At 45.7% G+C, this 14436-nt stretch carries 2 protein-coding genes; both read right to left on the minus strand.

Annotated features, from left to right (window positions below):
- Nucleotides 1-181: 181 nt before the first annotated feature.
- Nucleotides 182-8191 carry a CshA/CshB family fibrillar adhesin-related protein gene (locus FOC72_RS05855; protein ID WP_174606299.1) on the minus strand — a complete coding sequence of 2670 codons (8010 nt, stop codon included), beginning with the start codon at nucleotides 8189-8191 and terminating at the stop codon, nucleotides 182-184.
- A 341-nt stretch (nucleotides 8192-8532) separates the two neighbouring features.
- Entirely contained in the window at nucleotides 8533-14433 is a 5901-nt protein-coding gene (locus tag FOC72_RS05860; RefSeq protein ID WP_174606300.1) for a CshA/CshB family fibrillar adhesin-related protein, read from the minus strand.
- Nucleotides 14434-14436 lie beyond the last annotated feature (3 nt).

Consider the following 14436-nt stretch of genomic DNA (forward strand, 5'->3'; position numbering starts at 1 on the left):
CTCTTTAACTATCAAACTGACTTAGGAGCAGGACGGTCATTAGCTAGCTGAAGCTTTCTATTCTTTCTATTAATTCCAACAATTTTTTGTTAAAAAAAAACAGGTAGAACATAAGTTCTACCTGTTTTTGAGCTTTTCCGAAATTCTTCTAGTTTATTAACGGAATTTCTTCAAGGCTATTTTAGTCTTCAGACTTCTTCTTTCTCTTCTCTAAGCCAAGAAGTCCCAAACCAGACACTCCCGCAAGTAAGCTTGCTGCCAAGTAGGAGGTTTCTTCTGTACCGGTCTTAGGAAGAGATTTTGCACCCGCACTCTTAGAAAGTGATGGCGGTGCAGGCGTAATCGTCCGCTCTGGCTGAACAGGATTTTCTGTCACAGTTGGAACGTAAACCGCTGAAATCGTCTGGCCATTACGGTCTTTGCGAATCACTGTTACGCCATCAGCTTGGCCGACAAAGCCCGTTTCTGGTACAAAGGTTACAGTGCCATCTGGCGCAATCGTGTAGGTTCCTTGGCCTGGAACAACCTTTTCAGTACTTCCATCCTCGAAAGTTGGCGGAACAGTTGGATCCACGTCGCCTTCAAAGATTGGTTTGCCAGTCTGCGGCTGTCCTTTTAGACCTATGCTGCTGGTATCTTCTGTAGCAGTACTTCCCAAAACAGTTGGGGTATAGGTTGCCGTCACGGCATTGCCATAAATATCTGAACGTTTCACGACAACTCCGCGAGCAGTTCCGACAAAGTCGGCTTCCGGCACAAAGGTCACTGCTCCCAGCATATTGAACCGATATGTTCCTTCTCCTGGGACAACCATCTCTGTGCTGCCGTCCGCAAAGGTCGGTGCTACTGCCTGGTCAATCGCTCCTTCAAAGATTGGCGTGCCCGTTTGAGCTTGGCCCTTGCGGCCGCTAGATACACTGTCCTTGCTAGTTGATGGTTCAACTACGGTTGGAACATAGCGAGCTGTAACTGAAGTGCCATTCTTATCACGACGGACAAGGGTCACACCAGTACCCTGACCAAGGAAATCAGCATCTGGAGTGAAGGTGACTGTACCGTCTGGTGCGATGGTGTATGTTCCCTGACCTGGAATAGTCTTTTCCTTGCTTCCGTCTTCGAAGGTTGGCTCTACTGATTCATCAATTGGAACCAATGGATCACCTGCTTCGAAGACAGGTTTGCCAGTCTGAACATGGCCTTTGATATTCGTAGAGGTCGCATCTTTACCAGTTGGAGTAACCTTGGCAAACTCTGGACTGTAGGTAGCCGTCACTGGCGTACCGTTCTTATCCACTCGCTTCACAGTGATAGGATCCGGTTTGCCTACAAATTGCTTGTCTGGAGTGAAGGTCACTGAGCCATCTGGGGCAATCGTGTAAGTTCCTTGACCTGGAATCACTTTTTCCTTGTTGCCGTCTGCGAAGGTTGCCCCTACGGTTTCATCAATTGGAACTAGTGGATCACCACCCGCAAAAATTGGGGTGCCAGTTTGTGGAACACCTTGAGGACCTGTGCTCGTTGCACTAGTACCAGTTGGAGTTACTTCTTTCACTACTGCTTGATATTTGACGGTTACTGGAGTTCCATTCGCATCAGTCCGAGTCAATTCGAGTTCCGGTGTTTCCCCCTTGAACTGTTTGTCTGGAGTGAAAGTAAGCTTGCCGTCCGCATCAACTTCGAACTTACCAACATTTGGTACTTCTTTAACTGCGGTACCATTATCGAATAATGGAGTTGAACCAGCTGGGAATGGAACAGAGTCATGGCCTGGAGTGAAGGTGACTTGACCTTCTTGGACTTGACCTTGCAAGCCTTCTGACTTAGTGCCAGTACCTGTTGGCGTAACCTTAGTAAACTCTGGGCTGTAAGTTGCCATTACTGGAGTTCCGTTCTTATCTACACGTTTCACAGTGACTGGATCTGGTCTGCCTACAAACTGCTTGTCTGGCGTGAAGGTCACTGCTCCATCTGGAGTAATGGTGTAAGTTCCCTGACCTGGAATAGTCTTTTCCTTGCTTCCATCTTCAAAGGTCGGCTCAACGGTTTCATCAATTGGAACTAATGGATCACCACCTTGGAAAGTTGGTGTACCAGTTTGTGGAACACCTTGAGGACCAGTGCTAGTCGCATTGGTGCCAGTTGGAATCACTTCTTTCACTACTGCTTGATATTTGACGGTGATAGGAGTACCGTTGGCATCCACACGAGTTAATTCGAGTTCCGGTGTTTCACCCTTGAATTGTTTGTCTGGAGTAAAGGTCACCTTACCATCTGCATCCACTTCGAACTTACCAACATTTGGTACTTCTTTGACAGAAGAACCATTGTCAAATAACGGAGTCGAACCAGCAGGGAATGGAACTGAATCGTGACCAGGGGTGAAGGTCACTTTACCTTCTTGCACTTGACCTTGCAAGCCTTCTGTCTTGGCACCAGTGCCAGTTGGAGTTACTTTCGTAAATTCTGGACTATAGGTAGCCGTCACTGGAGTGCCATTCTTGTCCACACGTTTTACAGTGATTGAATCTGGTTTACCTACAAACTGTTTGTCTGGCGTGAAGGTCACTGCGCCATCCGGTGCAATCGTGTATGTTCCTTGACCTGGAATAGTCTTCTTCTTGGTACCATCTTCGAAGCTTGGTTCAACGGTTTCATCGATTGGAACTAGTGGATCACCGCCAGCAAAAGTCGGAGTGCCCGTTTGCGCAACACCTTGAGGACCAGTGCTAGTTGCGTTGATACCTGTAGGAATAACTTCTTTCACTACCGCTTGATATTTGACGGTTACTGGAGTTCCATTCGCATCAGTCCGAGTTAATTCGAGTTCCGGCGTTTCACCCTTGAATTGTTTGTCTGGAGTGAAGGTCACCTTGCCGTCCGCATCAACTTCAAACTTACCGACATTTGGAACTTCTTTAACTGCAGAACCATTATCAAACAGCGGAGTCGAACCAGCAGGGAATGAAACAGAGTCATGGCCTGGAGTGAAGCTTACTTTGCCTTCTTGAACTTGGCCTTGCAAGCCTTCTGTCTTAGTGCCAGTACCAGTTGGAGTTACTTTCGTAAATTCTGGACTGTAAGTCCCCGTCACTTCCGTGCCGTTCTTATCTACACGTTTCACAGTGACTGGATCTGGTTTACCAACATATTGTTTTTCAGGTGTGAAAGTCACTACGCCATCTGGTGCAATGGTGTAAGTTCCTTGACCTGGAATCTTTTTCTCCTTACTTCCATCTTCGAAAATTGGCTCTACTGATTCATCAATTGGAACTAGTGGATTGCCTCCTTGGAAAGTTGGTATACCAGTTTGCGGAACACCCTGTGGACCAGTGCTGGTTGCGTTGGTGCCAGTAGGAGTTACCTTGGTAACAGTCGGCGTATAGCTAGCAGTCACTTCCGTGCCGTTCTTATCTACACGTTTCACTGTCACTGGAACTGGGGTACCCACATACCGCTTATCTGGAGTAAAGGTGATAGAACCATCTGAGTTAATAGTGTATACCCCTACTCCTGGAACAGTCTTCTTAGGTTGACCATCGTCAAAGGTCATTGGAGAATCCATATCAATCGGAACTAGCGGATCACCACCTTGGAAGCTTGGGCTACCTGTTTGCGGAACCCCCTGAGGACCTGTGCTAGTCGCGTCAGTTCCTCTTGGAACCACTTCTTTCACAACTGCTTGGTACTTGACGGTTACTGGAGTGCCATTAGCATCGGTGCGAGTCAATTCAAGTTCTGGTGTTTCCCCCTTAAACTGCTTGACTGGAGTGAAGGTAACCTTACCATCAGAGTCCACTTCAAACTTACCGACATTCTGTACTTCTTTCACTGTTGAATGGTTATCAAACAATGGAGTCGAACCAGCTGGGAATGGAACAGAGTCGTGCCCTGGTGTGAAGGTCACTTTACCTTCTTGAACTTGACCTTGCAGACCTTCTGTCTTATTTCCAACACCAGTTGGCTTTACTGCTGTCACCGTTGCTTGATATTTTGCCTTAGCGATGGTACCGTTGACATCTGCACGACTGACTTCAATTTCAGGTGTTTTACCTACAAATGTCTTAACAGGTGTAAAGGTAATATTACCATCAATATCCACTTCAAACTTGCCAACATTTTCAATTTCTTTCACATTGGTACCCGTGTCAAAAACTGGGGTACTGTCTACTGAAAAACCTACTTCTGGTCTTCCAGCTTCAAAAGTAATCTTACCATTCTGAACCAATCCTTGTGGACCTTCAGTCTGATCGCCAGTTGCGTTTGGAATAACTTCTTCAACAGTAGGTGTGTAAGTGGCCGTTACTTCTGTTCCATTTGTATCAACTCGTTTAACCTTGACTGGGGTCGCCTTGCCAGTAAATTTCTTCTCTGGCTTAAAAGTAATGGAACCATCTGAATTAATAGTATAAATTCCTTGATCAGCTACTACCAACGTGTCAGTCCCATTTTCAAAGGTCATGGGCTTTGTCATATCGATTGGAACTGCTTGGTCACCTGGGGTGAAAGTCGGCTTACCACTTTGTGGTTGTCCTTGCAGGCCTGTTGACTCAGCATTTGTGCTTCTTGGTGTGACACGTTTTACCGTTGGCGTGTAAGTGGCGGTTACTTCCGTTCCATTCGTATCAACGCGTTTAACTGTTACTGGAGATGGGGTACCCACATATTGCTTGTCTGGCGTGAAGGTAATCGTACCATCTGACTCAATGACATAAGTCCCGACCTTGTCTACCTTCTTGGTTGTTTGATTATCTTCAAAGGTCATTGGTTGGGCCATATCAATCGGCACAGCTTTGTCGCCTGGGGTGAAGATCGGCTTGCCACTTTGTTGTTGTCCTTGCAAGCCGCTTGAAACGGCATTGGTACTTCTTGGCGTCACTTCCGTCACAGTTGGCGTATAGGTTGCTCTTACTTCTGTGCCATTTTCGTCAACTCGTTTGACTGTCACCGCGGCTGGGGTTCCCACATATTTCTTATCTGGAGTAAAGGTAATAGAACCATCTGAATTGATGGTGTATTCTCCCACGCCCGCAACAATCTTCTTAGGTTGATCATCGTCAAAGGTCATTTGCTTGTTATAGTCAATTGGGACTGCTGGGTCGCCTTCCTTGAAGACTGGCGTTCCTGTTTGTGGCACCCCTTGAGGACCTGATGAAGTAGCAGGTGTGCTGGTTGGTGTGACCTTAGTCACGTTCGGTGTATAGGTTGCAGTCACTTCGGTGCCATTGGTATCAACACGTTTGACTGTCACTGGAGTCGCCTTGCCAGTGAATTGCTTAAGTGGCTTGAAGGTAATGGTGTCATCTGAATTGATAGTATAAGTTCCTTCATTAGCTACTTCCAAGGTGTTCATCCCATTTTCAAAAGTCATGGATTTGCTCATGTCAATTGGGATTTGTTGGTCACCTGCAGTGAAAGTTGGCTTACCACTTTGTGCTTGACCTTGGAGACCAGTTGATTCAGCATTGATACTTCTTGGCGTTACTTGGGTTACCTTAGGTTGATAACGTGCTCGGTGTGCTTTACCATCGGTATCACTGACTTGAACTACCACTGGGTCTGGCGTGCCATAAAAGCTCTTGTTTGGCTTAAAAGTCACTTGGCCGGTATTTGGATCCAATTCATAGGTTCCCACTTGCTGGCCATTGGCCATGGCAGGCACCGTATTTTCTGTTACCAGTCGTCCACTCGCATCAACAAAACTAGCAGGATGAGAAGCGTCTGGCGTAACAGGAGGCATATTCGCATCATCATCGTTAAAGACTAGCGTTTTGTTTTGTTCCAGTCCCTGAAGACCACTTGATTCGTAGTTTGGAATCTTACGAACTGTCGGCACATAACGGCCGTCCATACTAGTCAATTGATCATTTTTATTAGGGTCAGAAGCATCCGTCGAAGTCCATCCAGTTGATGTACCATTGCTGTCAGTCCAACGAATATTAATTCCGTCAGCAGTTCCAGAAAAGTCCGCTTTTGGTGTAAAGGTTACTTGCACATCATTGCCATTGACGGTCAAGTGATAGGTCCCTTCTGGACGAATATAGTTGCCATCAACGGCTGTCAGAACTTGGCCTTGCTTATCCAAAATCTGAGGCGCTTGGGTGCTCATAACTGCATTGACACTGTCGTCTGAGCGATCCGTTCCTTTAGGTGTGAAGTGAAGGACAGCAGTTTGAGTCTCACCTGTAAATCCGTCCGTAGTCTGCTTCTCCCCCTTTGGAGGATAAATTCGGTGCAAGAGCATATCTTCTACTTCACCACTAAAGGCAATACCGGTTGATTGCTCAATATCGCCTGCGTTTGTGGCAATACGGAAACGCATACCCAATTTGTCTACTTGACCGCCAGTAATATTTGGGTTGGCATTGAAGGTCAAGGTATAGTCACCAGCAGCTGTAATCTCTTGTAGGTTGCTACCTTCGCTTTCATTGAAGACTCCATCATTGTTGAAGTCTATCCATGCCTTGACATAGGATTTAGCATTGCCATTTGGATTAGCTTTGATTTTAATTGTGTAAGTTCCATTTTTTGCTTTGTCTAAATCAAGCAAATCATTAGAATTACTTAATTGATCGTCCGCTAGTAATTGGCTGGCCCCCTCGTCCTTATGTTCCTTTTTATCGTCCAGAACCCAATCATTGGATGACTCAACATCTATATCAGCTGGCGTTGTTCCTAAATAAGGTTGATTAATGGGAGCGTCAGTCACCGAATCACGACCTGAAATGGTATGGAAGGCTTCGCCATAAGTCGCTGGCGCATCACTGCCATCCACCACTAAAAATCCCATCATCATAGCCTGTTGCCCAGATGATGCTACGTAAAATCCTACTTCAGAAGCTCCGCGTGTCATCACCACAGGAACCGTCCGTTCGTTCGAACGGTTTGGTCCAAAGACCTGAGTCCCCAAGCCACCTGTCACTGTATCCGGACTGAGGTACTTATACCAGTCTACGCTTGTATCTCTTAAGATTAAGAGACCTCTTCTCTTTACATTTTCATCATCCAGCATTTGCTTGGTAATAACGGTGTAGGCTTCTTTGGCAGTACTCTTATTCTTCCATTCACCGAGATATTCCCATCCTTCTCCGTTAGTAGTGAAGATAGCAAATTCACCTGGGTTGGCGTCTTCACCATCGGCCATAACCACCGTAGGGGCCACGCGCTTACCGAGATAGGTTGCCTCAATATTGAATTTCACTCCCCAGTTGGTAGAGTTCTCTGGATAGACAAGCTGCGTCTTTCGTCCTTGCGTATTAAAACCTTGATCACGGATAGAAGTCCATTGGTTCTGGATTGCCCCCGTCACTGTAGGAGGTGTTTTCCCATATTGTGGAGCAGACTTTAGATATCCATTCTGAGCATTTGGGTCATAAGTATTTGCTGTCGGTGTTCCTTCAACCCGTTTTCTATAAGTTTCAGTCGAGTTAAAAGGTTTAAGCTCAGTGACCGTCAGGGTTACTTCATAGCCAGGTGAAATTTCCTTCTTGAAGGTCGTTCCTACTTGGAGTCCGCCTCGTGAATCCAATCCTTTCCAACTTGCAGTATCCGAAAAATCAAGCCAAGTAATTTGTTTGGCTAATTGGGTACTATCTTTCTTGACAGATTCCTCCAAGCTTGGTTTAGGTACTCGTGGCGTAGAGATAGCATCATCTGCCCCAGCTGGTCCAGTACCTATCGGAACTCCTGTTGTTACGCTGTTCTGTTGTCCAGTAGGTGTAGCATCCCGTCTCACACGACGAGACCGATTAGGCTGAGCTAGATCTGCGGTTGCTTCTGACTTTTCAGCCACGACAGCCGCGTTGGATGTTTCTGGTTGAACAGTGATTGGTTGAGTATTCTCAACTGGTTTAGTTGTTGTAGATTCAGTAGGTTCTTCAACTTTCTCAGAATCTGAGCTTCTTGGACTAGGATTATCATCTGATTGAGGGGTATCAGTAGCAAAAGGAAGTGCTGAACTTTCTTTTGCATGTAAATGTTCAGAAGCCACAGTTTCAGCAGAATTCACTGATGATTCGGCTATTCCTGTTTGCGAAACTTCGTTTTGGGCACCAGAATCACTAGCTTCATCAGCACTAACTTGTGCCGCTGCTCCCAAAAGAAGCAGGATTGACAAGAGCACAGAACAAACACCGACGTTTAGTTTTCGAATCGAAAACTTACGCAGGTGAGGATTAAATAAATCTTTTCCCATAATAATCTCCTAAATAATCATCTAGTTACAATAGTTTTATTATACAACATTCCATTTTAGTTAGCTATATATATAACTATAATTATATAAAAAATTTTTAAAAAAATTGACACAAAGCATTTTATAGTCTATTTTTGAAAACAAAAGAAAAAATAGACCATAGAAAAATCCTTATAAATTAAATAAATCTGAGAGTATCTCAGATTCTACTTTAATGTTTAACATTTTAGAAATGCTATCATGAAGTTTTTAAGATCTATTTCTTTGAATATAAAGAAAAAAGATTCACTAATGAATCTTTCCTCTTTTAATTCAGGTGTTAGAACCTAAGTTCTCACCTCTTAGTCTTCAGACTTTTTCTTCCTCTTCTCTAAGCCAAGAAGTCCCAAACCAGACACTCCCGCAAGTAAGCTTGCTGCCAAGTAGGAGGTTTCTTCTGTACCGGTCTTAGGAAGAGATTTTGCACCCGCACTCTTAGAAAGTGATGGCGGTGCAGGCGTAATCGTCCGCTCTGGCTGAACAGGATTTTCTGTCACAGTTGGAACGTAAACCGCTGAAATCGTCTGGCCATTACGGTCTTTGCGAATCACTGTTACGCCATCAGCTTGGCCGACAAAGCCCGTTTCTGGTACAAAGGTTACAGTGCCATCTGGCGCAATCGTGTAGGTTCCTTGGCCTGGAACAACCTTTTCAGTACTGCCATCCTCGAAAGTTGGAGGAACGGTTGGATCCACGTCTCCTTCAAAGATTGGTTTACCAGTCTGCGGCTGGCCTTTGAGACCGGTGCTGCCGGTATCTTCTGTGGCAGTACTTCCCAAAACAGTTGGGGTATAGGTTGCCGTCACGGCATTGCCATAAATATCTGAACGCTTCACGACAACTCCGCGAGCAGTTCCGACAAAGTCGGCTTCCGGTACAAAGGTTACTGCTCCCAGAACGGTAAAGCTATATGTTCCCTCACCTGGGACAACCATTTCGGTGCTACTATCCGCAAAGGTCGGTGCTATGGCTTGGTCAATCGCCCCTTCAAAGGTTGGCGTGCCCGTTTGAGCTTGACCTTTGCGACCGCTAGATACACTGTCCTGACTGGTTGATGGTTCAACCACGGTCGGAACATAGCGAGCCGTCACTGAGGTGCCATTCTTATCCACTCGCTTCACTGTGACTGGATCGGTTTTTCCTACAAATTGCTTGTCTGGTGTGAATGTAACTGAGCCATCTGGAGTGATGGTGTAAGTTCCTTGACCTCGAATTGTCTTTTCCTTACTTCCATCTTCGAAAGTTGGTTCAACTGTTTCATCAATTGGAACCAATGGATCACCTGCTTCGAAGATAGGTTTGCCAGTCTGAACATGCCCCTTGATATTTATAGATGTGGTATCTTTACCAGTCGGAGTTACCTTGGCGAACTCTGGGCTGTATGTCGCAGTTACTGGAGTTCCATTCTTGTCCACACGTTTCACAGTGATTGGATCTGGTTTACCCACAAATTGCTTGTCTGGCGTGAAAGTCACTGCACCATCTGGAGCAATCGTGTAAGTTCCTTGACCTGGAATAGTCTTCTTCTTGCTTCCATCTTCGAAGGTTGGCTCCACTGTGTCATCGATTGGAACAAGTGGATCACCACCTTGGAAAGTTGGAGTGCCTGTTTGCGGAACACCCTGAGGACCAGTGCTAGTCGCTGTGGTGCCGGTTGGAGTTACCTTAGTAAACTCTGGGCTGTAGGTAGCCGTTACTGGTGTGCCGTTCTTATCAACACGTTTCACAGTAATTGGATCTGGTTTACCCACAAATTGCTTGTCTGGACTGAAGGTCACTGCACCATCTGGTGCAATGGTATAGGTTCCCTGACCTGGAATCACTTTTTCCTTATTGCCATCAGCGAAAGTAGGCTCCACTGTATCATCAATTGGAACCAGTGGATCACCCCCCGCAAAGGTTGGGGTACCGGTTTGCGGAACACCCTGAGGACCGGTGCTAGTCGCTGTGGTGCCAGTTGGAGTTACCTTGGCGAACTCTGGGCTGTATGTCGCAGTTACTGGAGTTCCATTCTTATCAACACGTTTCACAGTGATTGGATCTGGTTTACCTACAAACTGCTTGTCTGGAGTAAAGGTCACTGAGCCATCTGGAGCAATGGTATAGGTTCCTTGACCTGGAATGGTCTTCTTCTTGCTTCCATCTTCGAAGTTTGGCTCTACGGTTTCATCAATCGGAACTAGTGGGTCGCCACCCGCAAAAGTCGGAGTGCCCGTTTGTGGAACACCTTGAGGTCCTGTACTTGTTGCGTTAGTGCTGGTTGGCGTTACCTTAGTAAACTCTGGGCTGTAGGTAGCCGTTACTGGTGTGCCGTTCTTATCAACACGTTTCACAGTAATTGGATCTGGTTTACCTACAAATTGCTTGTTTGGGGTGAAGGTCACTGAGCCATCTGGATCAATCGTGTAGGTTCCTTGACCTGGAATAGTCTTCTTCTTGCTGCCATCTTCCAAGGTCAGCTCAACGGTTTCATCAATTGGAACTAATGGATCACCACCTTGGAAAGTTGGTGTACCAGTTTGAGGAACACCCTGAGGGCCAGTGCTAGTCGCATTAGTACCTACCGGCGTTACCTTAGTCACAGTTGGCGTGTAAGTTGCAGTCACTTCCGTGCCATTTTTATCCACACGTTTTACTGTGACTGGTGTTGGTGTACCAACATACTGCTTCTCTGGTGTGAAGGTCACTGCCCCATCTGAGGCAATCGTGTATGTTCCTTGACCTGGAATGGATTTCTTCTTGCTTCCACCTTCGAAAGTTGGCTCAACTGTTTCATCGATTGGAACCAGTGAATTACCACCTTGGAAGCTTGGGGTGCCAGTTTGTGGCACACCTTGAGGACCAGTGCTAGTCGCATCAGTGCTAGTTGGAGTTACTTGCGTAACGTTTGGCCAATAAACTGCATCTGCAGTAGAACCGTTCTTATCCCTTACACGAAGATGTGCAGGAGTAGGCGTTCCGTAGAAATCAGGAGCAGGTTGGAAGCTAATATCTCCATTAGCTTGAACAGTGTAAGTTCCTTGTAGCTTGCCACTTGCGTCGTTAACTGCCAAGGTATTACCCTGTTGAACCTGCCCATCCACAACGAATTGTGGTCCTGCTGGGTTTAATGGGACTGTTTGTGTTTGGTTATTAACAGTTGCTTGACCTGGAGTAAAGTTAAGCTGGCTAGTTTGAAGTTGTCCTTGAAGCCCAACAGTCTGTGTATCTTGACCAGTTGGGGTCGCAGCCTTAACTTCAGCTTGATAAGTTGCGGTTACTTCTGTCCCGTTCATATCAACACGTTTAACATATTCAGCACTTGGACGGCCAGTGTAGCTAGGAACTGGTTGGAAGGTTACGCGACCTGCGTTATCAACCATATAAGTTCCAACATTCGGAACAACCTTAGTTGTTTGACCGTTATCAAAAGTTGGAGCAACTGCCTCATTAATTGGCACACGATTATCACCTGGCGTAAAGATCAAAATACCAGATTGTTCAGCACCTTGAATACCTTCAGAGTTTGCTCCTTGTGCTGTTGGAACAAGACGCGTTACTGTCGGTTGATAGGTTGCACGGTGCTCTGTTCCATCGGTATCATACAATTGTAGGTTAACAGGGTCGACCGTCCCCACAAATGACTTATTCGGAGTGAAAGTCACACGCCCAGTAGCTGGATCTAACTCAAGGGTTCCCACTTCTTGGCCTTGCGAGGTTGCTTTCACGCTTGTTCCAGCAATACGATTGCCATCAGCATCCAAGAAAAAGACAGGATTCGTTGCAGATGGTTGAGCAGGTGTCTTAGCAGGATTTCCATCATTAAAGACAATATCTTGTACTTGAGACAAACCTTGTGCGTCCGTCGAACGATGTTCCGTGAAATTCAAAACAGTCGGAATATAGCGGGCATCCATGTTATTCAACTTATCGTTGATAACAGGTTCTTCATTATTCTTCGCAATCCAATCAGTACTTGCACCATTAGTATCAACACGTCGGATATTAATTCCTTGAGTAGTACCAATATAGCCATTGCTAGGTTCAAATATCACATCCACATTTGCACCCTTGGCTGTTACTTTATATCGTCCCTCAGCAGTACTGTACCAACCGTCGCCATCTGCTGTTAATGTATTGCCAGCATTGTCCAAAACGACAGGTGCTACAGTTGTATCAATAGCCGCTTTCTTGCTTTCATCATTTTGATCAATACCTTGAGGTGTAAACTGAAGAGTAGCTTTCTGAGGCTGGCCGATTATTCCTGAACTTTCCTTCTTTTCACCTTTTGGCGGATAGGTCAAGATGACTTCTAAGTCTTCAACTTCCCCACTAAAGGCTGTTCCAGTAGGTTTCTCAATATCTCCTTTATTCAGGGCAATACGGACCCGCATTCCCAGCTTGCTAACTGCAGGATTGGTCATCGCTGGATTATTCTTGAAATTAACAGTATAGTCATCAGCTATTGTTACTTCAGTAAATTCGCTAGCCTCATTTTCATCAAAAACACCGTTTTGATTGAAATCAATCCAAGCACGGACATAGGCCTTGCTATTGCCATTGGCAGAGGCTTGCAGGCGAACTGAGTAGTCACCATTTTGAAGACGATTGACTCGGAAAAGGTTATTTGTATTACCGGTCAAATCTGAAGGCAAAAGCTGATTAACCCCTTCGTCTGCGTGATCAGTACTGTCATCATGCATCCAGTCATTACCCGAAGTAGTATCAATATCAGCTTCAACTCGACCCAAGAATGGCTGAGGAGTTCTTGCACCCGTATTGGCATCATAACCAGAAATAGCATGAACAGCATTTCCATAAGAAGCCGGTGCATCCCCCTCATCAACTACCATAAAACCAATCATAGCAGCTTGCTGACCTGAAGAAGCAATATAAATCCCAACTTCTGAAGCACCTCGTGTCATCACAATCGGAACAGTGCGATCTTTAGAAGTATTAGGACCAAAGACCTGAGAACCTAAGCCTCCTGTTTTTTGATCTGGATTAGTAAAAGCAGTCCAGTCGATTACAGGTATAGTCGCATTATCCCCTATGTATTGTCCATATCTGTTAGGGTTCATCGGTGCATAAGTGTCGGTAATTACAGACCCATCTGGCCGAACACGTTTCCACTCTGCCAAGTGTTCCCATCCTTGGCCGTTGGTCGTGAAGATAGCATACTCTCCTGGGTTGGCTTCTTCTCCATCTGCCATGATAACCGTCGCTTTTACAGGTTTCCCAAGGTAAGTCGCTTCTACCTTGAATTTTATTCCGTAGCTAGCACCATTTTTAGGGACTTGTAATTGAGTCTTTCGGCCATTGGTGTTAATCCCTTGGTCTCGAACAGATGTCCATTGATTCTGCTCCGCTCCTATAATTTTTGGTCTAGCTGAATCTCCCTCAGCTTCTTGCTTTTTATAGTCTTCATTTACATACCTGAACCAAGTGTTTTTCGCATTCGGATCATAGCTATTTTCATACGCAGTACCCTTGACGCGGTCACGATAAATCTCTGTTGAGTGGAAAGGTTTTAATTCCGTCACTGTCAGTTTGATACGATAGCCTGGTGAAATTTCTTTTTCATAGACAGTACCAACTTTAAAGGAATCGTCCGTATCTAAGTTGCTGATGGCACTTTTATCACCAAGATCCAGCCAGTTAATCTGCTTCATCAAGTCTGTCGGGTTCTTTTTTTCAGAATCAGCCAAAGTAGGCTTCTCAATGGTGTTGTTAGGGTCACCATCTCGCAGACCAGTAGGTGCCGCATCCCGTCTTACGCGACGAGAGCGACTAGGCTGAGGAGTCTCTGTAGTTCCTGCCGGTTGAGCAGGAGCTGGTTGGCTGTTTTCCTCAGACTTAACTTCTGCAGGAACAGTTGTTTGCGAAGAGGCAGTTTCTGCAGTCGGCTGCTCACTTGTTGGCTTATCAACTGAATCAGGCCTTGCAGCCGCTACTGAAGACGCATCTTCTGCTTGAACTGCAATAGTGTCAGGCTTACTTTCCTCAGCTGGTGAATTTACTGATTCTGCAGTACTTCCTGCGGAATCTGCTATGCCTGCTTGAGAAACCTCGCTTTGAGTCCCAGAAGAAACAGTCTCATCAGCGCTAACCTGCGTTGCCGCACCCAAAAGAAGCAGGGTTGATAAGAGCACAGAACAAACACCGACGTTTAGTTTCCGAATCGAAAACTTACGCAGGTGAGGATTAAATAAATCTTTTCCCATAAT

Origin of the sequence: Streptococcus sanguinis, assembly GCF_013343115.1 — a bacterium.
Taxonomy (GTDB): Bacteria; Bacillota; Bacilli; order Lactobacillales; family Streptococcaceae; genus Streptococcus; species Streptococcus sanguinis_H.

Excerpts from the sequence above, each read along its gene's own strand:
- FOC72_RS05855 (WP_174606299.1), bottom strand. The coding sequence starts at position 8,191 with ATGGGAAAAGATTTATTTAATCCTCACCTGCGTAAGTTTTCGATTCGA.
- FOC72_RS05860 (WP_174606300.1), bottom strand. The coding sequence starts at position 14,433 with ATGGGAAAAGATTTATTTAATCCTCACCTGCGTAAGTTTTCGATTCGG.